This window comes from Kribbella caucasensis, from assembly GCF_004361855.1.
GTDB lineage: Bacteria > Actinomycetota > Actinomycetes > Propionibacteriales > Kribbellaceae > Kribbella > Kribbella caucasensis.
This window is the reverse complement of record NZ_SNWQ01000010.1, coordinates 52,677-73,578: the sequence shown is the minus strand read 5'-3', so window position 1 is coordinate 73,578 and position 20,902 is coordinate 52,677. Positions and strand designations below refer to the sequence as shown.

At 66.7% G+C, this 20,902-nt stretch carries 20 protein-coding genes; 14 read left to right on the top strand and 6 right to left on the bottom strand.

Going from position 1 to position 20,902, the window contains the following annotated elements; all coding sequences use genetic code 11:
- Positions 1-45: 45 nt before the first annotated feature.
- The 4 genes from mimD to EV643_RS21185 form a co-directional block, all read right to left on the bottom strand.
- Positions 46-381, bottom strand: coding sequence for a propane 2-monooxygenase effector subunit MimD (mimD, locus tag EV643_RS21200; RefSeq protein ID WP_133802029.1), 336 nt, complete (start codon positions 379-381; stop codon positions 46-48).
- A gap of 2 nt (positions 382-383) precedes the next feature.
- Complete coding sequence (locus EV643_RS21195) at positions 384-1,481, bottom strand: aromatic/alkene monooxygenase hydroxylase subunit beta (RefSeq protein WP_133801847.1); 1,098 nt, start codon at positions 1,479-1,481, stop codon at positions 384-386.
- 28 nt (positions 1,482-1,509) lie between these two features.
- Positions 1,510-2,541 carry a 2Fe-2S iron-sulfur cluster-binding protein gene (locus tag EV643_RS21190; protein ID WP_133801846.1) on the bottom strand — a complete coding sequence of 344 codons (1,032 nt, stop codon included), beginning with the start codon at positions 2,539-2,541 and terminating at the stop codon, positions 1,510-1,512.
- An 85-nt stretch (positions 2,542-2,626) separates the two neighbouring features.
- Positions 2,627-4,261, bottom strand: a complete 1,635-nt coding sequence (locus EV643_RS21185) for a ferritin family protein (RefSeq protein ID WP_133801845.1) — start codon at positions 4,259-4,261, stop codon at positions 2,627-2,629.
- Between the two features lie 201 nt (positions 4,262-4,462).
- Between EV643_RS21185 and EV643_RS21180 the strand changes: the two genes are divergently transcribed.
- Entirely contained in the window at positions 4,463-6,166 is a 1,704-nt protein-coding gene (locus tag EV643_RS21180; protein WP_133801844.1) for a sigma-54-dependent Fis family transcriptional regulator, read from the top strand.
- Here EV643_RS21180 and EV643_RS21175 read toward each other — a convergent pair.
- The gene (locus EV643_RS21175) at positions 6,148-6,819 is read right to left on the bottom strand and encodes a TetR/AcrR family transcriptional regulator (protein ID WP_133801843.1); all 672 of its coding nucleotides are present in this window, start codon (positions 6,817-6,819) and stop codon (positions 6,148-6,150) included. The genes EV643_RS21180 and EV643_RS21175 overlap by 19 nt on opposite strands.
- A gap of 108 nt (positions 6,820-6,927) precedes the next feature.
- Between EV643_RS21175 and EV643_RS21170 the strand changes: the two genes are divergently transcribed.
- From EV643_RS21170 to EV643_RS21135, 8 genes are all read left to right on the top strand, one after another.
- A complete protein-coding gene (locus EV643_RS21170; protein ID WP_133801842.1) occupies positions 6,928-7,983 on the top strand; it encodes a Gfo/Idh/MocA family protein in 1,056 nt (351 codons plus the stop codon).
- Complete coding sequence (locus EV643_RS21165) at positions 7,980-8,735, top strand: hypothetical protein (protein WP_133801841.1); 756 nt, start codon at positions 7,980-7,982, stop codon at positions 8,733-8,735. Before EV643_RS21170 ends, EV643_RS21165 begins: the two co-directional genes overlap by 4 nt.
- Positions 8,732-10,054: an ABC transporter substrate-binding protein gene (locus tag EV643_RS21160; RefSeq protein ID WP_133801840.1), complete on the top strand. Its 1,323-nt coding sequence runs from the start codon at positions 8,732-8,734 to the stop codon at positions 10,052-10,054. The genes EV643_RS21165 and EV643_RS21160 overlap by 4 nt, the downstream gene beginning before the upstream one ends.
- Before the next feature lie 22 nt (positions 10,055-10,076).
- Positions 10,077-11,027 carry a carbohydrate ABC transporter permease gene (locus EV643_RS21155; RefSeq protein ID WP_133801839.1) on the top strand — a complete coding sequence of 317 codons (951 nt, stop codon included), beginning with the start codon at positions 10,077-10,079 and terminating at the stop codon, positions 11,025-11,027.
- Positions 11,024-11,863: a carbohydrate ABC transporter permease gene (locus EV643_RS21150; RefSeq protein ID WP_133801838.1), complete on the top strand. Its 840-nt coding sequence runs from the start codon at positions 11,024-11,026 to the stop codon at positions 11,861-11,863. The genes EV643_RS21155 and EV643_RS21150 overlap by 4 nt, the downstream gene beginning before the upstream one ends.
- A gap of 27 nt (positions 11,864-11,890) precedes the next feature.
- Complete coding sequence (locus EV643_RS21145) at positions 11,891-12,772, top strand: sugar phosphate isomerase/epimerase family protein (RefSeq protein ID WP_133801837.1); 882 nt, start codon at positions 11,891-11,893, stop codon at positions 12,770-12,772.
- A gap of 12 nt (positions 12,773-12,784) precedes the next feature.
- Entirely contained in the window at positions 12,785-13,639 is an 855-nt protein-coding gene (locus tag EV643_RS21140; protein ID WP_133801836.1) for a 3-keto-disaccharide hydrolase, read from the top strand.
- An 84-nt stretch (positions 13,640-13,723) separates the two neighbouring features.
- Positions 13,724-14,242, top strand: a complete 519-nt coding sequence (locus EV643_RS21135; RefSeq protein WP_133801835.1) for a VOC family protein — start codon at positions 13,724-13,726, stop codon at positions 14,240-14,242.
- A 10-nt stretch (positions 14,243-14,252) separates the two neighbouring features.
- On the opposite strand, the gene EV643_RS21130 is transcribed toward EV643_RS21135, so the two are convergent.
- Entirely contained in the window at positions 14,253-15,269 is a 1,017-nt protein-coding gene (locus tag EV643_RS21130) for a LacI family DNA-binding transcriptional regulator (protein ID WP_238165701.1), read from the bottom strand.
- Between the two features lie 222 nt (positions 15,270-15,491).
- Between EV643_RS21130 and EV643_RS21125 the strand changes: the two genes are divergently transcribed.
- The 5 genes from EV643_RS21125 to EV643_RS21105 all read left to right on the top strand — a co-directional run bounded on the left by EV643_RS21125 (position 15,492) and on the right by EV643_RS21105 (position 20,699).
- The gene (locus EV643_RS21125; RefSeq protein WP_166665521.1) at positions 15,492-16,562 is read left to right on the top strand and encodes a sugar ABC transporter substrate-binding protein; all 1,071 of its coding nucleotides are present in this window, start codon (positions 15,492-15,494) and stop codon (positions 16,560-16,562) included.
- A 152-nt stretch (positions 16,563-16,714) separates the two neighbouring features.
- Positions 16,715-17,704 carry an ABC transporter permease gene (locus EV643_RS21120; RefSeq protein ID WP_202869673.1) on the top strand — a complete coding sequence of 330 codons (990 nt, stop codon included), beginning with the start codon at positions 16,715-16,717 and terminating at the stop codon, positions 17,702-17,704.
- Between the two features lie 2 nt (positions 17,705-17,706).
- A complete protein-coding gene (locus tag EV643_RS21115) occupies positions 17,707-18,516 on the top strand; it encodes an ATP-binding cassette domain-containing protein (RefSeq protein WP_133801833.1) in 810 nt (269 codons plus the stop codon).
- Entirely contained in the window at positions 18,513-19,685 is a 1,173-nt protein-coding gene (locus tag EV643_RS21110) for a Gfo/Idh/MocA family protein (RefSeq protein ID WP_133801832.1), read from the top strand. The genes EV643_RS21115 and EV643_RS21110 overlap by 4 nt, the downstream gene beginning before the upstream one ends.
- Positions 19,686-19,700: 15 nt before the next feature.
- Complete coding sequence (locus EV643_RS21105) at positions 19,701-20,699, top strand: sugar phosphate isomerase/epimerase family protein (protein ID WP_133801831.1); 999 nt, start codon at positions 19,701-19,703, stop codon at positions 20,697-20,699.
- The last annotated feature ends 203 nt before the right edge of the window (positions 20,700-20,902 follow it).

The window sequence follows — 20,902 nt, the reverse complement described above, 5'->3', positions numbered from 1 at the left end:
GTGCCGGGACCGGTGGCGCCAGCCCCGGACGGAGCGGCGTACGGCTTAGTGCACGGTCAGGTCGAAGCCGATGTACTCGGCGGCGTCCTCGGGGCTGGCGAACAGGATCGTCTTCTCATCCAGATGGACCATCCGGCCGTAGTGGGTGGAGCTGATCTCCTCGAACACCGAGCCGTCGAACTCCGACCCCAGCGCGTCGGTCAGCTCGGCGTAGTCGAAGTCGAGCAGGCCGACACCGTCGACCCGGATCATGGACGGGTACTCGGTCAGCTCGACGCCGTCCTTGGCGCCCATCACGGTCGCGACCACCCGGCCGATCGGCGTGTTCATCAGGGTCACGCCGCACTTGTTCGAGAACGCGGTCTCGGATCCGAACTGCATCGTCACTGGTCCAGCTCCTTCGGGATGTCGAGCCCGAGTTCCTCGAGCAGCGAACGGAACTTCTGCTTGGCCGCGTCGAAGCTGGCCGCGAACGTGACGGCCTTGTCGGCCGGCTGCGACCAGATCGGCTGCAGTGCCTGCGCGGCGGCGAGGCAGCGCGGTACCCAGGTCGCCATCCACTCGCCGAACAGCACCTTGTTGGTCTCGCCGTACTCCTCGTCCCGGGTCAGCAGCCTGAACAGGTTGCGGGTGTACGAGAGGTCGCGGTCGTAGTCGTGCTCGCCAGTACCGACAATGGTCGGGGTGATGTAGTCGCCGTTGCGGGCCGCGATCTGCATCACCAGTTCGCTGCGGAACAGGGATCCGACGAGCTGCTCGAAGACGACGTTCGTTGCGAACAGCAACTCGCACCAGTCGCCGACGGCGGTCAACCGCTCGACCACCTCGCGCGTCGGCTGCCACTCGGGAGCGTCCTTCCAGACCTCCTTGTGCGCCGAGCCGTCGAACTGTACGTCGGCCTCGGACAGATCGAGGTTGAACAGTGCGAGGTCCTGGGCGAACCGCATCTTGTGCGCCGCGTTGACCGCCACGGCGGTGTTGATCATGTTGGTCGGGCCGGACCGCTGCACGGCGGTGAAGACGTGCAGGCCAAGACCGTTCTCGGCATGCATCCAGGCGCCGAGGTTGCGCTCGATGAACTTGAGCCACGCCGAGTTCCAGCCGTCGTACGCCCTGGCCCGCTTGGCGTTCTGCAGGCAGAGGTCGACCTGGCGGACGACCGCCGAGTTGTTCCGGTAGATGGTCTGGTCCCACTCCTCGTTCGGGTCGAGGAACGCGTGCCAGTTGGACGACTTCGCCGCCGTCCACTCCTTCGGGTACCCGCCGGGGCCGTCGCCGAAGCCGTAGATCCAGCCCTGGGTCAGGTGCCGGTCCGGGTCCGGCTGGACGTCGACGGTGACGTCCTCGTACATCGTCGCCCGCAGCTTGGCCGGCTGGTAGTAGTTGTAGGTCCGGCTCTTCGAGCTGGGGAACTCCAGCGCTCCCGCCTCCGAGTCGGTGAACTCGATCCTCGGGAAACTGCGGTGCTTCGTCTCCGCCATGTCGGTCAACTCCAGTTCGTTGTGGGTGTCACCCGGCCGCGGGGCTGGTGAACTTGTCGTAGAAGACCTGGTCCTTCGGCACGTTGCTTGCCTCCAGCAACGTCAGCGCGGCGTCCACCATCGGCGGCGGACCGCACAGGTAGACCTCGCTCCGGTGCAGCTCGGGCTCGCGCCGCTCCACCACCTCGGTGACGTTGCCCGCCTCGACCTCGATACCGTCGGCACCGGCCATCGACTCCGACAGGCACGCGACGAACTCGAACCCGTTGAGGTTCGCGCCGAGCTGCCTGATCGCGTCGAGGTAGAAGAGATCCGCCGCGGTTCGCGCGCCGTAGTAGAAACGGACCGGCCGGGTGCTGCCGATCTCGTTCAGGTGTCGCAGCAGCGAGAGGATGGGCGCCATCCCCGCTCCCCCGCCGATGCAGACCACCGGCAGCACGTGCCCGTCCTTGAGCGTGAACGACCCGTACGGTCCGGTCAGCGCCAGCTCGTCGCCGACACTCAGACCGTCGTCGAGCAGGCCGGAGAACCGGCCACCGGGATACTTCTTGATCAGGAACTCGAGCTCGTCCGGCGTCGACTGGGTCGTCGCCATCGAGAACGACCGGTGCTCGTCGGTCCCCGGGATGGTGAGATCGGCGTATTGGCCGGGCTTGAACTCGAACGGTTCGGCGGGCTTCAGCCGCAGCGACACGATGTCCCGGGTGACCGCCTCGATGGCCGCGATCCGGGTCGTCACGGTCCGGATCGGCACGCCGCCGAGCAGCTCGTCCTCGTCGAAGTTCAGCAACTCGATGGTGCAGTCGCTGAATGCGTGCGCCTTGCAGAGCAGGACGTATCCGTCCGCGACCTCCGCGTCGTTGCAGGCGAAGGTCGAGTAGCGCTCCATCTGGATCTCGCCCTCGAGCACGTACGACTTACAGGCCGAGCACTGCCCCTCGCGGCATCCGTGCATCAGGTGGATGCCCTGACGGAACGCCGCGTCGAGGATCTTCTCGTCCTCGCCGACCTCCATCTCGATGTCGACCGGCTCGAAAGTGATGCGGTGTGTGTCGGCCACGACGGCCCTCCTCAGGCTGCGATCGGTATCCCGGCGGCTGGTGGCGCCGCTCATCCCCGCGACGCCACCAGCCGGCTCGGTGGGGTCAGGCGACTTTTGTGCCATTCGCCTTGTACGCCGCGACGTGCGCCTCGCGATCGGCGTCGGACATCTCGTTCAGCAGCACGTTCGGGCTGTTGAACGTGTTGCCGCGGACGTCGTCGAGGGTCCACATCTTCTTCGGGTCGTCGAGGTCCAGGTGCGGCTGACCGATCAGGGTCTTGCCGTCGTCCCGCACGTACCCGAGGTCCTGGACGATGTCGGCCAGGTCCTTGCCGTGGTGCAGGGTCTCCCACTCGCGGAACCCGGTCAGCCGGCCCATGTTCGGGGTCGGGCGTCCGTCGTACTCGCTGCGGAACGCGACGGCGTCGGTCCAATAGCAGGTCTCCGAGCAGTACGTCCGCCACTGGTCGTCCACCTTCTCGGTGACCATGTCCTCGCGGATGAGGGCCGGCACCATGCAGGTCCAGCACCGGTGCGGGTACTGGTAGCCGACGTCCTCGAACGCGATCGGCTTGTTCCGGCCCGGGTAGGCCAGGCGGTTGTAGTTCTCCCACCACTTGCCGTACTTCGAGTACCAGCCGGGGTACTTGGCCTCGAACCACTCGAAGTCCTTGTCGGTCATCGCGTCGATCCGCCAGTAGTTCACCGGCCACCCGGTCGCGAAGAACCGCGCCACCTCGTGCACGTAGCCCTTGTCCACGATCCGCTTCCACGCTTCCTCGACCAGATCGTGCGGAATGGTGAGTCCGTACTTCTCCAGCGGCAGCAGGTAGCTGCGGTAGTAGTCGTCGTAGATCCAGCGGCGCCACATCTCCGCATAGCTCTCACGGTCCTTGCGACGGTCCTTGGTGCCGTACTCGATGAACGTGCCGATCGCGGCGTCCACGACACAGTGGTTGTTCCACCACGCGTACCGCAGATCGCGTTCGAGCAGCGGCCGGTTGCGCTCGTCGGCCAGCGCCATCAGCAGGATCGAGTACCCGTTGCTGATGTGCCGCGACTCGTCCGACTGCACCGAGTGGAAGACAGTCGGCAGCAGGTAGTCGCCGTTGGCCGCGGCCTCGTCGGGCATCGCCACGAAGAGCGTGTTGGTGAAGGCGGTCTCGGCGACCACGGTCAGGTAGATGTTCGCCGCGGTGATCGCGTCACCGGTGATGAACCCCTCACCGAACTGCCGGCCGATGGTGCCCGCGTAGTTGTTCGCGAACGCCTTCTCGGTCATGTCGAACCCGGCCGGGTCGATGTAGTTGTTCATGTACAGCTTCTTGAGGTTCATCTGGATCGTCGAGTGCCGGACCTCGTCGATCATCTGCACCGCGAGCCCGTTGTGGATCTCCGGGTTCGGCACCGCGTCGATCGCCATCGGCATCGCCCGGGCCGCCGAGATCTCCGGGAACGGGATGATGCTGAGGAACAACTTCTGCCACTCCAGCCAGCGCTGCTGGACCTGGCGGAACATGTTGCCCCGGATGGCGCCGTCCATGGCGCCGTACACGCGGTTGTCCTTCTCCTCCTCCATCGGGAAGTAGGACCGCATGATCTGCTTCAGCGGGTCCTTCTTCGGCGCCTTCTCAAAGGTGTAGTCGGTGCCGAACCGGGTCGCCGGGGTGGCGAAGGTGGGCTCCCACGAGAGCTCCGTGATCTTGGCATGCGCCTTGGTGAGACTCTGCCTGCTCAATGTCTGCCTCCAGGGTCGGGAGCCGGTCGTCTGCCCAGCTCCAGCGGTACGGCGGGCCTTTCGTTGCAGTGATGCCTGCGTTGGAGCGATGAAAGCCGGATCGCCGGGAGGCTTCTGTCTCAATGTGAGACGGGCGTCACAACCTTGTGGATTACCGTTGGTCGTGTTCCGCTGTCCCAGAGCTGCCGAAGCGGATGGGAGATGACCGTGGCCCTGAACCTGCCTGTCCGGAACTCGATCCGGGTGTCGTGGCAGCGCTCTCAGGCGTCCCTGGTCGACGCCGACCGCCCGGCACCGGCGTACTTCGACGGGATCGACTTCGACACCACCCTGAGCCGGGCGGCCCGGCCGGTCATCGACTCGCTGTCGTCGGAGCTCACCAACGAGCCGGTGTGCATCATCCTGACCGACGCCAAGGGGATCGTCCTGGACCGCCGTGGCGGCGACCCGTCGCTGATCCGGCGCCTCGACTCGGTCGACCTCGCGCCCGGGTTCCGGTACGCCGAGTCCGAGGTCGGGACCAACGGCATCGGCACGGCGCTGGAGGTCGGTGGACCCATCCTGGTACTCGGTGAGGAGCACTACACCGGCGTACTGCGCACCTTCGCCTGCGCCGGAGCGCCGATCACCCATCCGGTCACGGGCGGCCTGCTCGGCGTACTCGACATCACCACCCAGGCGAAGAACTCGAACGCCGTCCTGCTCTCCTTCGCCAAGCTTGCGGCCAGGCGCATCCAGGAGCGCATCATCGAGGAGGCGAACGCCCTGGACCAGGCGCTGCTGAGCGACTACTACGCGGTCTGCCGGCACACCGGCGGTTCGGTGATCGCGCTCGGCGACGAGGTGTTCATGATCAACGCGCACGCCCAGCAGCACTTCGACTCCACCGACCAGGCCGCGCTCATCGACCGGACCCGGGACGCCCGCGGCGGGACCAAACCGCTCACGCTCATCGCCGACCTACCCAGCGGGTTCAGCGCACGGCTCGCGTACCACCCGACGTTCCTCGGCGACACCCTGGCCGGCGGCATCGTCCAGATCAGGGAACATCGACCAGGAACGCGCACCGTCGGCGGTGCACGGGTGCCGGCCTTGCCGGGCATCGTTGGAGCGAGCGCATTGTGGCGGCACACCATGCAGGAAGTGCTGGCCGCGAGCGGTCGAGCGGAGTGGCTGGTCGCCGAGGGTGAGCCGGGCGTCGGCAAGATGACCCTGCTCCGCGCCGTCCACGCTTACAGCTCGCCCAACCGGCGGCTGGCGATCCTGGATGCCGACGATCCGATCCTGCTCGCCACCGCCAGCGCCGAGGTTGAGTCCGGAGCAGACCTGTTCATCCACCACGCCCACCGCCTCTCCGGCGAGGTCATCGAAGGCCTGGTGGACCTCTTGCAGACAGTGCGCGACGGCTCAGTCGCCAGGGACCCGTGGATCGCGCTGACCGTGCTCACCGGACAGTCCGACGAACAGGACGAGGTCGGAACCCAACTCCTCCGCTTCTTCCCCCGAACGGTCGCGATCCCCCCGCTCCGCCATCACCTCGAAGACATCCCGGCCCTCGTGCGGTACCTCCTGGGCCGAGCCGGTATCACCGACGTGACCCTGTCGACGGCCGCGATCAACCAGCTGATGCGACTCCCCTGGGCCGGCAACGTCACCCAACTGCGGATGGTCCTGACCGACGTCGCCCGCCGCCGCCGATCCGGAACCGTGGACCTGGACGACCTGCCCGCCGAATGCCACGCGACCACCCGCCGGCACCTCACCAGGATGGAAGCCCTCGAACGAGACGCGATCGTCGAAGCCCTCGCGACCCACAACGGCGACAAGACCACCGCAGCCGGCACCCTCGGCATGTCCCGAGCCACCATCTACCGCAAAATCCGCGACTACGGCATCCTCAGCTGACCCGTCTCAAGGCTGTTCGATTGGGTGGATTGCCAGCGGGTGATCGTTTGGTCGATGTGGGTGGCGATCAGGCGACGCAGGTCGAGCTCCGCGCCCAGTAACCATTGGAGTTCGATGCCGTCCAGCACGGCGATCAGGATCCGGATCTCTGCCTCGATCTGCTCCTCGGTGAGTGCCGCGACCTCGCCGTTGACAACGGCTTGGCGCAGCTTCGCCGTCCAGTGCCGCACGGTCTCGGCATACCGGCGCTGGATGAATTCGCGGGCCGGGTGGTCCGGATTGGTCGCTTCGGCGGCCATCGTGAGGAACAGCTCGAGTGTGCCGCGGTGGTCGACGTGGAACTCCATGATGGCGGGCATCGCCCGGAAGTACTCCAGTCCCGGCGGATCCCCGGGCATCGCCCACTGCGCGGTCTGGATCGTCCACTCGTCCAGCACAGCCATCAGCAGGCCTTCCTTGCTGCCGAAGTACTGGATGAGCGTGGCGGGTGATGCGCCGACCCGGTCGCCGATGGTCCGCAGTGAGCCGCCGATGTACCCGAGTTCGCCGAACACTTCGGCGGCACTGCGGATGATCTGCTCGCGGCGCTCGATGCCTTTGCGATAAGGGCCACGGGTCAAGGGGGTCGCCTCGCCGGCCACACGGTCCTCCATCTCTGGCCTCCCGATGCTGGGCCACGGTATTGACGAAACCTTAGCACCCGTTTATGTTTGCCGAAATCTTAACGACTGGTCGTGTTTCATCCTGGTGAGGAGTCACGTATGCAGTCCACTATCGGAGTCGGGTTCCTGGGAGCGGGACCAGTGACGCAGGCGATCCACCTGCCGACGCTCGCCCGGCTCGGCCATGAGTTCACCATCCGCCACGTCAGCGATGTCGATCCCGCCGTCGCCGAATCGGTGGCGACACGGGTCGGCGCGACACACTCGTCGTCGCTGGACGCGCTCCTCGACGATCCGGCGGTCGAGGTGGTGGCGATCTGCAGCCCGCACACCTTCCATGCGGAGCAGGTGATCGCGGCCTGTCGCGCCGGCAAGTCGGCGGTGCTGTGCGAGAAGCCGCTGGCGATGTCGTCGACCGAAGCCGACGCGATCGCGGCCGTCTCGGCGGAGACCGGCGTACCGATCGTGGTGGGCGCGATGCATGTCTTCGATCCGGGGTGGCGGGCCGCGGTCGCGCAGTGGGGCGAGCTCCCCGCGACCAGTCACTCGATCCGGTCGTCGATCGTGTTGCCGCCGAATCCGCGTTTCGAGGACGTTGCCACCGAGGTACTCGGCAGGCAACCATTCCCCACGCCGGACCGGTCCGACGTGGAAGTGCTGGCCGCGATGATCCACGCAGGCGTGATGGGTCTGGCGGTTCACGATCTGCCGCTGGTGCGGAGCCTCCTCCCCCGGTACGACGATCTGCGGGTGGTCAGCGCCGCGGTACTGGCGCCGTTCGGGTACCGGATCCTGGCCGTTGCCGGCGGCAAGAGTATCGAGCTGCACGCGGTGATGTCCGCGACCTGGCAGCCGAACTGGGTACTCGAGGCGTACGCCAATGATGTTGCGCTGCGCACCGAGTTCACCCCGTCCTACGTGCACGCCGGATCCGCGGTCAGCACGCTGACCACCGCCGAGTCGGCACGCGTGTTCGGCCCGGAATCGTTCAACGGTTACGAGAGCGAGTGGCTCGAGCTCGCGGGCATCGTGCGCGGCCAGATCGCCCCGCCCGACCCGGGTGAGTTGGTCGACGACCTCCGGTTCACCCTCGCATTGGCCGATGCCGCCGCGGAAGCCGTCCGATCCACGCACAACACCGAGGCGGCCGCATGAACCCCACCCCACACGCCCGTGCCGCGCTCGCCACGCTGCCGCTGTCGTTCCCGGATCCCACCGGAGTCGTCATCGTCGATGGTGGTTGCGACTGGCCCGCCGAGGTGACGCGAGCACTGCGATCCGGCGCCGCCGGGGTCCTCGTCGTTCAACCGAAGCCGGCCGACTTCGCCGAGCTGCTCGAGCTTGATCCGTCAACGGCCGTCATCGTCGACTCGACCTGGGCGTCGAACCCCGTGATCGGTGCTGCGGCGCAAGCCTTTCAAGCCGCCGCGGCAGACGGCAGCAGGCTTGAATGCCGAGTGATCCTTGCCCCCGGCTCCGACTTCCCGACCGCCCTGCTGGACCAGCTGATCCTGGTCCGCGCGTTGCTGAGCCCGGTGTCGAAGGTCCGTGTCCAGTACCGCTCCGACCACGGCTTTCACGCCGAAGGCATGACCGACACCTCGATGACGGTTGACCTCAGCGTCGTCTGTACTACGGCCGTCCCGGCGGCGGCGACTGTCCGGCTGCTGACGTCCGACGGAAGCGTCGAGCTGCTGATTCCAACCGGCGACACGGCTGAACCGGCCCGGCTGACCACGGCCGGCCCCGACGGCGCAGTACAGGCACCCACGCAGTACGAGACCGGTCATCGCGCCAGCCTTCGCCGCCTGCGCGAACTGATGGCGAGCGGACCGGCAGATGGACTGGCCGACCTGCGCCAGCTGCATGCGGACGTCCTAGTCACGAGAGGAGCACAGCGAACATGAGTACAGCAAAGTCTGGCGGGGTGACCCGCCGTGGGTTCCTGGGGCTGGCCGGAGCGGCGCTTGCCGCGCCTGCGTTGGCCGCGTGCAACGTCTCCGGCAACAGCGGCACGAGCAATGCGGCCGGCGGTGGCGGCACCCTCAAGTTCTGGGACATGCCGTGGGGTCAGCCCGCCTACAACGACGCGGGAAAGAAGCTGGTCGAGGCCTACGCACCGTCCGGTGAGTTGCCCAAGGCAAGCTACCAGGTCATCCAGTGGAACAACTTCTACCAGACCTTCAGCTCCGCGATCGCCTCCGGCAGCGGCCCGGCGGTCAGTTCGGGCGCGGGCTTCCAGGCGTTCCAGTTCGCCGAACAGGGCGCGATCGCGTACGCGGACAACGTGATCGAGGCCCTGAAGAAGGACGGCACGTACGACGACTTCCTGCCGAACGTCCTGGACAGCATGAAGACCAGCGCCGGGTACGTCGCCGTCCCGTGGCAGCTCGACATGCGCATTCTCTGGTACAACAAGGCGATCCTCGACCAGGCCGGGCTGAAGCTGCCGACGACCTGGGACGAGTTGCACACCACCGGCGTGGCGCTGCGCAAGCTCGGCATCTCCGGCTTCGCGATCGGTTCCGGGGCCGGCAACCCGATGGGCTCGCACGTCATGGTCGCGATGATGATCAACAACGGCGGCGGGCTGTTCGACCCCGACGGCAAGCCGGACTGCGTGACCGACGTCAACGTCGAGGCGATCGAGTTCCTCCTGGAGCTGGTCAACGAAGGCATCATCGACAAGGGTTCGGTGTCCTTCACGATCGACAACGTCAGTGGGCTGTGGAACACGGGCAAGGCGGCGATCGGGTTCTACAGCCCGGGCCTGACGGGAGCCGCACCGAAGACCGCGGCGAACCTGGTGGTCGCCGACCCGCTGACCGGACCGCGCGGTGGCAAGGGCGCGGTGAACTTCGTCAACAACCTGATGATGTACAAGGACACCCCGTCCCAGCAGGGCTCGGAGGAGTTCCTCCAGTACTACCTGCGCAACCTGCACACGTACTGGGACAACAAGGTCGCGTCCTCGATCCCGGTGCTGAAGTCGATCGCCGACTCGCCCGCGTTCAGCGCCGACCCGAACAACACCAAGATCGTCAAGGAATGGCAGCCGATCTCGAAGAACTACGCGGCGACCGGCAGCACCTTGTTCGCCGGGCTCGCCGCGGTCGACGGCGGCCAGGCTCTCAGCCAGTTCACCCAGACCATCCTCCGTGGCGGCACCGACGCGAGATCGGCGCTGACCACGCTCCAGAAGGGCATCGAGGCCGTCGTCCAGTGACGACGACTCGAAGGGAGCACAGATGGCAACCACTGGTCTCAATCGCCTCCGACTCGCCCGGGCCGGAGTCGGTGTCGCCGGCGCCGGCCGGACCGGCGTACGACGATCCCCGAACCGTGGCGCGTTCACCTTGTTGGTGCTGATCGCGCCGTCCGTCCTGCTGCTGGTCCTGATCAACGCCTACCCCTTGGTGTATGGCGCGATCCAGTCGATCCATCGAGGGACACTGATCACCACCGGTCCGCTCGTCGGACTGGAGAACTACACCGACGTACTGGCTGATCCGCGGTTCTGGAAGGCGACCGTCTTCACGCTCGTCTTCACCTTGGTCGGCGTGTTCGGCAGCTGGGTCATCGGTCTGACCCTGGCGCTGCTGCTGCGGACCAAGGTGCCTGGCGGTCCGGTCTTCAAGGTTCTCCTGATGACGCCATGGGTGGTGCCGATCGTCGTCTCCTCGACTGCCTGGAACTGGCTCGTCGCGGCACCCGACAGCCCGCTTCCGACGCTGACCCGGTGGCTCGGATTCGGGGACGCACTGTTCCTGGCCGATCCCACCCTCGCGGCGATCACCGTCTGCGTCTTCAAGGTGTGGGTCAGCTTCCCGTTCATGATGCTGATGACGTCCGCGGCCCTGGCGAGTGTGGACGAGGGCGTTTACGAGGCCGCGAGTATCGACGGTGCGGGCAGCCGGCAGAAGTTCACCCACATCACGCTGCCGTTGATCTCGCGATCGACGTACATCAGCTGGATCCTGATGACGATCTTCTGTGTCAACGACTTCCCGACCATCTACCTGCTCACCGGTGGTGGCCCGGTCGACTCGACCACGTCGTTGATCGTGCTCGCCTACCGCACGGTGTTCCAGGACTTCCAAACGGGTCCCGGAGTCGCGATCGCGTTCATCATGACCATCGCACTGGTGGCCGTTTCGACCGTGCTGTACCGGCAGATCAGAAAGGTGGAGATCGCATGAGCGCCGCCACAGTTCCTCTTTCGAAGGTCGCTCTGCGCGGTAGATGGTGGCGGTTCGCCGTGCTGCTGATCGTCACGACCGTCGTACTGGTGCCGGTCCTCTCCACGCTGCTCTTGTCGATTCGGCCGGGGACCCTGACGGCCGACGCGGCGCCGATCACGCTGGCGAACTTCAAGCACGTGTTCGCCTCCAGCGACGTGGCCGTCTGGCTCGTCAACAGTCTCGGCGTCACGTTGGCCACGGTCGTTGTGTCTGTCATCGTCGCGGCACCCGCCGGCTATGTCCTGTCTCGTGGCCGCAGCAAGGCAGTATCGGCGTACTCACTGCTGTTGTTCCTGATCCAGTCGCTGCCGGCGATCACCGCCATCATCCCGTTGTTCATCCTGTTCGCGAAGGTCGGGCTCGCCGACAACCTGATCGGCCTCGTCGTCGTGTACGTCGGCAGCACGTTGTCGGTGGCGACCTGGATGATGGCGGCCTACTTCGACACCATCCCGCAGACCCTTGAGGAGGCCGCCTGGGTGGACGGGTGCTCGGTCTTCGGCTCGTTCGTCAGGGTCGTCCTGCGCAACTCGCTGCCCGGTGTGCTCTCCACCGCGATCTTCGCGTTCCTGCTGGCCTGGAACGACTATCTGGTCGCGCTGGTCTTCCTCAAGTCCAGCAATGTGTTCACCCTCCCGGTCGGTGTGCAGGGGTTCTTCCAGCAGAACCAGACCGACTGGAGCTCGGTGATGGCCGTCGCGGTCGTGATGCTGCTGCCGCCGGTCGTGATCTTCGCCTTTCTGAACAAGTACTTCAGCGTCGGTGGTATCGGCGGATCGCTCGCCGGACGCTGATCGTCAATCTCCCGAGGAGCTGCCCTGATGCCAGATTTCCGCGTTGGTCTGAACCCGTTGCCCTGGGTCCTGACTCCCGACAGCTTCGACCTGAGTTTGCCAGTCCTGCGTACCGCCTTCAGCCAGATCGAGACCACACCGTTCAAGGGCATCCATGCCGATCCGCCGGCCGAGCTCGACGTCGCGGGCTATCGCTCGTTGCTCGCCGAGTTCGGTCTCGAGCCGGCACCGGGCTACTTCTCCGCCGACTTCCAGTCCGTCGATCGGCGGGACCTCGTCGAAGCGGCCCAACGGCATGCCGCGATCCAGGCCGAACTCGGCAACACCGAGGTCTTCCTCGCCGCCGGCCTGACCAGCGAGCGGATCGCCCACCCTTCCATCGGGTACGGCGGGGACGCCCTTCTGCCACAGGTGATCGAAGGCGTCGGTACGGCCGCCGAGGCGATCACCGCCGAAGGAGTCACGCCCGCCCTGCATTCCCACGTCGGCAGCACCATCGAGACCGAGTCCGAGATCCGTGCGGTGCTCGACGCCGTACCGGCCTCCGTACTGTCCTTCGGGCCGGACACCGGACACCTCGCGTGGGCCGGCATCACCCCGTCGACGTTGATGACCCAGTACGCCGATCGCATCGCGGCCGCGCACCTGAAGGACGTCCACCTCCATCAGGCCCAGACAGCCCGGGATGCCGACGCGAACTACTTCGACGCCACCGTCACCAAGTTCACCGTCTGGACCGAACCCGGTCGCGGCGACGTCGATCTCCTCGCGGCCATCCGCGCCCTGCCGGACACCTTCCACGGCTGGCTCATCGTCGAGGTCGACGTACCCGAGGCCGACAGCAACCTCGCGTCAACCGAACTCTCCGCCCGCTGGATCACCGACCACCTCGGCACCACGGTCTTCTGAAAGGACAGCCAAGTGACAGACACGCTCAGGGAAGCCGGGTTCGAGCCGCTCTTCAACGGCAGGGATCTGACCGGTTGGTCGGTCATTCCCCGCAGCTACGGCTCGATGTGGCCTGGTGGCCCCGAGGTCCTCGATGTGGCGCCGGACTTCCCCGACGACTACGCCGAACAAGCCGAGCTGCATCCTGCCGCATGGACAGTCGAGGACGGCGCCCTTGTGGGTAGGCAGCAGCCCCTGGGCAGCGGCTACGGCGGCTACCTGATCAGCGATGAGAAGTTCGGCGATTTCGAACTTCAACTCGAGCTGAAACCGGACTGGCCGGGCGACACCGGCATCATGCTCCGGCGCCGGCCCGACTCGTGGCACGGTCTCCAGGTGCTCGTCGACCACCGCCACTCGGGCTCGATCGGTGGCTTCTTCGGCAACGGCATCGGCTCCTTCCATGCTGTTCCGTTCGCTCTCACGGCGCGGCTCGACTCCGCCGGCAATCCGGTCGGCCTCCGCGAGGACGACCCGGCGACGTCGGCCGAACCGTTCTCCCCGGCGAAGGCCGAGCTGCTGGAATACGCCGCACCGGTGGAGGAGTTTCTCGCCGCCTGGCGCTGGGCGGACTGGAACTCGCTGCGCATCCGCTGTGTCGGTGAACGCCCACGGGTCACCACCTGGATCAACGGCGTACGGATCGCGGAGATCGACCTGGCCACCTTGCAGGCACCGAACTACGACGCCGACACAGTCGCCGACTTCCTGGGCCCGTCGGGCCACATCGCCCTCGAGGTCCACGACAACGACCCCCTCCTCGGCGCCCAACGCTGGGCCCCCGACGCCGCCTGCCGCTGGCGCAACCTCCTGCTCAAACGCCTCTGACCGCGAACCTCACAGCCCTCCACTTTCATTCAGTTGAGTCTTCAACTATCATGGGAGGCGAAGACTACGAGCGGGAGTTGGGTCATGGCGATCTTTCGGTTGAATCATGCGGTGTTGTACGTGCGCGACCTGGCCGAGAGCGTCGCCTTCTACCGGGATGTGCTCGGGTTCGGTTACATCGAGGGCGGGGACTCGTTCCGGGGGGCGGCGTTTCTGCGGGCGCCTGGGTCGACCAACGATCACGACCTGGGGTTGTTCGAGCTCGGGGCTCAGGCCGGGTCGTCTGGTGCCGGCCGCACGACCGTCGGGCTCTACCACCTCGCCTGGGAAGTGGACACCCTCGGCGATCTCGAGGATCTGGCGAAGACGCTGAGCGATGCGGGTGCGCTGGTCGGGGCCTCGGACCACGGCACCACCAAGTCGCTGTACGGCAAGGACCCCAGCGGGCTGGAGTTCGAGATCGTCTGGATCATCCCGGCTGATCTGCTCACCGACGAGGACCGCCAGAAGAGCGGCGTCGCCCGCCTGGACCTGGCCGGCGAGGTCGCCAAATACGGCCGCGCCGCCCGTAGCGGCCTCGGCATCTCCCGCCCTCTCGGCTGATCGCAGCCGCTCAGGCCGGCGCGGGGCCTGTGGTTGAGCGGATTTGGAGTTCGGGCTCGAGGACGAGGTCGCGGTCGGGTACGGCGTCGCCCGAGGTGCGGGCGATGATGCGGTCGACCGCCAGGCGGGCCATCTCGTGGGGGATCTGCTGGATGCTGGTGAGGTCGATGCCCGGACTGTGGGCCACCACGCTGTCGTCGAAGCCGATGATCGAGACGTCGCCCGGTACGTCGACGCCTTGCTGACCGAGCACGCTCATCGCGGCCGCGGCGATGTCGTCGTTGAAGGCGACGATGGCCGTCGGCAGCTCGGAGCCCTCGTCGAGTAAGGCCCGGGCCGCGCGTTGACCGTCGAGCTGGTCCTCGCCGTCGCACGGCACAACCCGGATCTCGGTCCCCAAGCCACGGTCGCGCATCGCGTGAATGTAGGCGTCGCGTCGCGCGACCGCCACGAGACCGGTCCCGCCTTGCAGATGTGCGATCCGGCGGTGACCCAGGTCGACAAGGTGCTGGACGGCCAGTGCGATGCCGTGCTCATCGGACGTACGGACGATGTCGACGTCCGGGTGGTCGACGTGCCATCCCATGACCACGAGGGGCACGCTGCCCGCCAACAGCGGTTCGGCGACGGGTGGACCCAGCATGATCAGGGCGTCGAAACGGAAATCGTGCAGCGATGCCAGGGCACGCTTCTCGTCCCTGCTGGTGGTCAGGGCACTGAGCACCAGGTCCCAGCCTCGCTCCTCGGCGGCCGCGTACAGACCGTCGATGAGCTCCAGGTGAAACCGGCCGGCCCGTCCGAAGAGGACCCCGATGACACTCGCCTTGAGGCTCGCCAACGAGCGCGCCCGTACGTCGGGGCGGTAGCCGAGCTGCTTCGCGACGGCGAGAATCCGTTGCCGACTAGCCGGACTGGCGCCTGGCGCGTCCCGCATGACGATCGAGACCAGCGCCGTCGAGACTCCCGCGTGCTTGGCGACGTCCGCGAGGGTGACCCGCCGGCGCGGCCACGGCTGCTCGTCCGCCACGTCCCCTCACCTCTCTCGCTCCCGAGTCGGCTCACCGTAGCGCAAGCAACTGCCAGCCGATTCACTATAGCGCTCTAGAGGATCACGTCAAGAGGTCGTCTATAGCGCTCTAGGGATCGGATCTAAAGCGCTCTAAAATGTCGTAACAAACTATTGACAGAGCCGAAATGACTCGCTTCTCTGGTGACTGCCGCCACACCACTCCAGGAAGGGAGCGGACTCGTGTCACTCGAGCCGGCTTTTCGCACCAAGTGGGCCCGCAGGGCTCTAGGCACGGTCGCCGTCGCGGCCCTGCTCTTCACCACCGCCTGTAACAGCGGCAGTCCCTCCGCCGACACAGCGGACACCAGTTCCGGCGACAAATCCGGCGCCGCCCCGGCCGCTGCCGACGGCAAGACCGCGATCTTCGTCATCGGCGGCAAGTCGGACGACCCGTTCTGGTCGAAGGTGAAGCGCGGCGTAGACGACGCCGCCAAGGTCGTCCAGGCCCAGGGAGGGTCGGTCACGTTCCTGGGGCCGCAGAACTACGACAACCTCGGGCCGGATGCGGCCAAGCTGATCGACTCCGCCCTCAGCCAGGGCGCGTCCGCGGTGCTCGCGCCCGACTGGGTGCCAGAGGCCGAGGATGCGGCCTTCAAACGTGTCGTCGCCAAGGGAATCCCGGCCATCGTCTACAACGCGGGCGGTATCGAGGCCGCGGACCGGGTCGGCGCACTGAACTACATCGGCAGCGACGAGTACGCGGCCGGCAAGGCCGGGGGCGAGTTCATGGGCAAGCAAGGCGCCAAGAACGTGCTGTGTGTCAACACAGTCCCCGGTGCGGCGAACACCGAGTCGCGCTGCAAGGGCGTCGCGGACGGTGTCAAGGTCACGGGCGGGACCTCGAAGCAACTGCCGATGCCGTCGTCCAACTTCGGCAACCCCACCGCCGTTGCCCAAGGTGTCAAGGCCGCTCTGCTCAAGGACAACACCATCGACGGCGTCGTGACCATCAGCACCCAGGACGCCGACAGTTCCTACAGCGGAATCCAGCAGGCCAATCTCAGCGACAAGGTCAAACTCGGGACGTTCGACATGGACGAGTCGCAGCTCAACCGGATCAAGGACGGAAAGCAGCTGTTCTCCATCGATCAGCAGCCGTACATGCAGGGCTATCTGGCGGTGTCGATGGCCAACGGCTACCTCAAGTACGGCCTCGAACTACCGCAGCGCCCGCTCCTCACCGGCCCAGCCATCATCAGCGCGGAGAACGTCGACTCGGCGATCGCCGGTGCGAAGGCCGGCGTCCGCTGACCCCCTGACCGGCGACGGGGCCACCTGCCACCGGCCCCGTCGCCACCCCTCTCGCCCAGCCGGAAATCCATCGAAGGTGGTACCTCATGGCAGTCCAACTAGCCGAACCCACGCAGCCGAAAGCGAGGCTCGGTTCACCGTCCGGAGCGTCCGTGAGCGAGCTGGCTCGCCGGCCGGAAACCGGCGCCCTGATCGGAACGCTCAGTGTCTTCGTGTTCTTCGCGATCTTCGGCGGCGGACAGTTCCTCTCGGCCGGCGGCGCTGCGAGCTGGCTCAACGTCGCGGCCGAGCTGGGGATCATCGCGATCCCGGTCGGCCTGCTGATGATCGCGGGTGAGCTGGACCTGTCCGTCGGCTCGGTCCTGGCGTCGAGTTCGATGACGGTCGCCATCATCTCGGGCCACTGGGGAGCGCCGGTCATCGTCGGCATCGTCGCCGCGCTCGCCCTGGGCCTCGTCGTCGGCTTCCTCAACGGCCTACTGGTGACACGAACGAACGTTCCGTCCTTCATCGTCACCCTCGCGACCCTCTTCGGCCTCTCCGGTCTCACCCTCGGCCTGTCCCGGGTCGTCACCGGTACGACGAGTGTCGCCCTGAAACCCGGCTCGCCTGCCAAGGAGGTGCTGGGAACGCTTGTCGGCGGCAAGTTCGAGGTCGCGATCTTCTGGTGGATCGCCGTCGTCCTCGCGGTCGGCTGGCTGCTCCACATCAGCCCGTACGGCAACTGGGTCTTCGCCGTCGGCGGGGACAAGGAAAGCGCCCGCGCCACCGGCATCCCAGTACAAGGCGTGAAGATCGGACTCTTCATGGGCTCCGCGTTCGGTGCCGCTCTGGTGGGCGTCATCCAGAGCATCCTCTACAACAGCGCCCAGGTCGCCAACGGCCAGTCGTTCGTCTTCAACTCGATCATCGCGGTCGTCATCGGCGGGGTGCTGCTGACCGGCGGCTACGGCTCGGTCGTCGGCATCGTGCTCGGCACCCTCACCTTCGCGATCGTCAGCCAGGGCATCTACTACACCGGCTGGAACTCCGACTGGGCCGCCTTGATCCTCGGCGTGCTGATCCTGGCCGCCGTACTGATGAACAACACGTTCCGGCGGATGGCCCTGTCCCATGCGCCCCGCACGAAGAGGAAGGCGTGATCATGGCTGCCCCACTTCTCGAACTGAAGGACGTCTGCAAGTCGTTCGGCGCGACCGACGTCCTGACCGGCATCTCCGTCCAGGTCAACCCGGGCGAAGTGCTCTGTCTGCTGGGCGACAACGGCGCCGGCAAGTCGACCTTGATCAAGATTCTGTCCGGTGTCCACCAGCCCACCTCCGGGACGATCCAGGCAGGAGGCGAGCCGGTTGCCTTCAGGAGTCCACGGGACGCGAGCGCTCGCGGCATCGCCACCGTGCATCAGTTCGGCGGCACCTTCCCACTGATGTCGATCGGGCGCTCGTTCTTCGTCGGCGCCGAGCCGACCAAGTGGCGCGGCCCGTTCCGGCGCTTCGATCGCAAGTACGCCGGTGGAATCGCGGTCAAGGAGATGCAGAGCTTGGGCATCACTCGCGTCACCGACGGCGACCGACTCGTCGGCGGGCTGTCCGGCGGCGAGCGGCAGGCGCTGGCCATCGCCCGGGCCGTGTACTTCGGCGCCAAGCTGCTCATCCTCGACGAACCCACCGCGGCACTCGGCGTCAAAGAGGCCGCTCACGTACTGCGCATCATCATGCAGGCGCGCCAGAAGGGCATCGCCGTCGTCCTGGTCACCCACCACGTCACTCACGCGATGACGGTCGGCGACCACTTCGCCGTACTGATCCGCGGTGCGCTGGCCGCCGACTTCCGCAAGGGCGAGCGGTCCCGGGAAGAGATCACCGACCTGATGGCCGGCGGCGAGGCGATGGCCGAACTCGAGGCCGAGATCGAAGCGTTCACGACCACCGAAGCGAAGGCAGGACAGCTGTGACCCAGAACTCCCTTGGCGTGGCAGTGATCGGCGCCGGCATGGTCGGCCGTGCGCATGCCGCCGGCTATCGCGCCGCTTCCCAGCTCTACGACCTGGACCTGCCCGAGATCCGGCTGGTCGCGATCGCCGACGCGCACGAACCCTTCGCGGTCGACGGCGCCAAGCGGTTCGGCTACCAGCGCGCCGAAACCTCGTGGCAGGCGATCGTGGACGCGCCGGACATCGACGTCGTTTCCGTTGCCATCGCCAACGAGTTGCACCGGCCGGTGGTCGAGGCATTGCTTGCTGCTGGCAAGCATGTGCTCTGCGAGAAGCCACTCGCTCCCTCGGTCGACGACGCGAAGGCCATGGTCGCCGCGGCCGAGGCTGCGGACACCGTGGCGGGTGTCGGCTTCTCGTTCCGTCGTACGCCGGCCATCAACGCGATCCGTGAACAGCTCGACGCGATCGGTCCGGTGCGGCACTTCAACGGCCACTACTGGTGCGACTACGGACAGAACCCCGGCAACCCGATCAGCTGGCGATACAAGGGCGGGCCTGGTACGGGCGCACTCGCGGACATTGGCAGCCACATGGTCGACCTCGGCGAGTACCTGTGCGGTCCGATCGCGAGCGTCAGCGGCGCCGTCTTCCAGACGTTCACCACCGAGCGCCCGGTACCGCTCGGCGCCACGGTCGGACACGCAGCGGGTGCCGTGGGCGACACGTTGGAGCCGGTAGAGAACGAGGACATCGCCACCTTCACGGCCACATTCGCGAACGGTGCCGTCGGCACCTTCTCCATCAGCCGCATCTCGCACGGCCTGCCCAACGGCCTCGGTTTCGAGATCTTCGCGGCCGACGGCGCCGCTGCCTTCGACCTGAACCGTCCAGGCGAGTTCACCTTCGCCGACCACGGCCCCGACGCGAAGACCAACGGCTTCCGATCCGTGCTCGTCGGTCCACAGCATCCTGGGATCGACAAGGGCATCCCGATGGACTTCCCCTCGGTCGGCCACGGCCAGAACGACCTGTTCGCCTGGCAGGCGCGCGCCTTCCTGGACCAGATCGCCGGCCTCGGCAAACTCCCGCCGGTGCCGTCCCTCGCCCACGGCCTGCACAACCTCGAGATCCTCGCCGCCGTCACCCAGTCGGCGCTCAACAGCGGCCAAGCCGTCTCCCTCAGCTGAAAGGAACCACCCTCTATGAAGCTCGGCGCCTACACCGCCTGCCTGCACGACAAGCCCCTCGACGAGGCGCTGGAGATCCTGCGCGACCTCGGCCTGACCAGTGCCGAGATCAACGCCGGCGGCTTCATCGGTACGCCGCACCTCCCGGTCGACCAACTGCTCGAGAGCGCCGCGGCCCGCGCGGAGTACCTCGCTCTCTTTGACAAGTACGACATCGAGCTCACCGCGCTGAACTGCAACGGCAACCCACTCCACCCCGACCCCGAGATCACCCACGGCGAAGACGTGAAGCGAACCATCAAGCTGGCCGGCCTGCTCGGCATCAAGACCGTCATCACAATGTCCGGTCTACCGGCCGCCGAGCCAGGCGGAACCCGGCCGTCGTGGACCGTGATCCCCTGGGACAGCGTGTACAAGGAGACGCTGGACTATCAGTGGGACGAGGTCGCGGTGCCGTTCTGGACCGAGATCGAGGCGCTCGCCGCGGAGTACGACGTACGGGTCGCGATCGAGATGCATCCGCACAACCTGGTGTTCAACCCGGCCACCTTGAAGCGTCTCGTCGAGCGGACCAACGCGACCCACATCGGCGCCGAGCTGGACCCCAGCCACCTGTTCTGGCAACACATCGACCCGATCCAGGCGGTGGAGGATCTGGGTGAACTGGTGTTCTTCGCCGCCGCCAAGGACACCCTCATCCACGAGACGGCCGCGATCAACGGCGTACTGGACGACCGCTTCGAGTGGATCCCGGCCGAGGAGAAGCCTCTCGGTCTGGGCGGCCGCTACACCGTCACCCGTTGGCCCACCGTCCCCGGCTGGTCCTTCGTCGCCGTCGGCCGGGGCCACGACGTCGACTTCTGGACCCGCTTCCTCACCGCACTCCACAAGGTCAACCCGCAACTACCAGTCAACATCGAGCACGAGGACGCCTCCTTCGGCCAAATCGAGGGCCTCAAGTTCGCCGCCGACAACCTCCTCGCAGCCGCCAACCAGGCCGGCGTACTCGACTGAGCCACCAGTCGGAAGTGGTGCTGTCCTTTCACCGGGGTCCGCCGCATCGCGTTGGCTCCAGTCGTGCGCCAAGCGGAAAGCTACCCGCAGGTTGACGCCGTACCGGTCGGCGAATGCCTCCGCTACCTCTACACAGGTGGTCAGAGACCGCAAGCCTCGAAGGGGCCCCACCGCATCCAGTGGAGCCACACGGGGTGGGGAAT

Bases quoted from the DNA above. Each gene is read 5' to 3' on its own strand.
- EV643_RS21155 (WP_133801839.1), top strand. From the start codon at position 10,077: ATGGCAACCACTGGTCTCAATCGCCTCCGACTCGCCCGGGCCGGAGTC.
- EV643_RS21145 (WP_133801837.1), top strand. From the start codon at position 11,891: ATGCCAGATTTCCGCGTTGGTCTGAACCCGTTGCCCTGGGTCCTGACT.
- EV643_RS21115 (WP_133801833.1), top strand. From the start codon at position 17,707: ATGGCTGCCCCACTTCTCGAACTGAAGGACGTCTGCAAGTCGTTCGGC.
- EV643_RS21180 (WP_133801844.1), top strand. From the start codon at position 4,463: ATGACCGTGGCCCTGAACCTGCCTGTCCGGAACTCGATCCGGGTGTCG.
- EV643_RS21165 (WP_133801841.1), top strand. From the start codon at position 7,980: ATGAACCCCACCCCACACGCCCGTGCCGCGCTCGCCACGCTGCCGCTG.
- mimD (WP_133802029.1), bottom strand. From the start codon at position 381: ATGCAGTTCGGATCCGAGACCGCGTTCTCGAACAAGTGCGGCGTGACC.
- EV643_RS21175 (WP_133801843.1), bottom strand. From the start codon at position 6,819: ATGGAGGACCGTGTGGCCGGCGAGGCGACCCCCTTGACCCGTGGCCCT.
- EV643_RS21195 (WP_133801847.1), bottom strand. From the start codon at position 1,481: ATGGCGGAGACGAAGCACCGCAGTTTCCCGAGGATCGAGTTCACCGAC.
- EV643_RS21135 (WP_133801835.1), top strand. From the start codon at position 13,724: ATGGCGATCTTTCGGTTGAATCATGCGGTGTTGTACGTGCGCGACCTG.
- EV643_RS21150 (WP_133801838.1), top strand. From the start codon at position 11,024: ATGAGCGCCGCCACAGTTCCTCTTTCGAAGGTCGCTCTGCGCGGTAGA.
- EV643_RS21170 (WP_133801842.1), top strand. From the start codon at position 6,928: ATGCAGTCCACTATCGGAGTCGGGTTCCTGGGAGCGGGACCAGTGACG.
- EV643_RS21105 (WP_133801831.1), top strand. From the start codon at position 19,701: ATGAAGCTCGGCGCCTACACCGCCTGCCTGCACGACAAGCCCCTCGAC.
- EV643_RS21160 (WP_133801840.1), top strand. From the start codon at position 8,732: ATGAGTACAGCAAAGTCTGGCGGGGTGACCCGCCGTGGGTTCCTGGGG.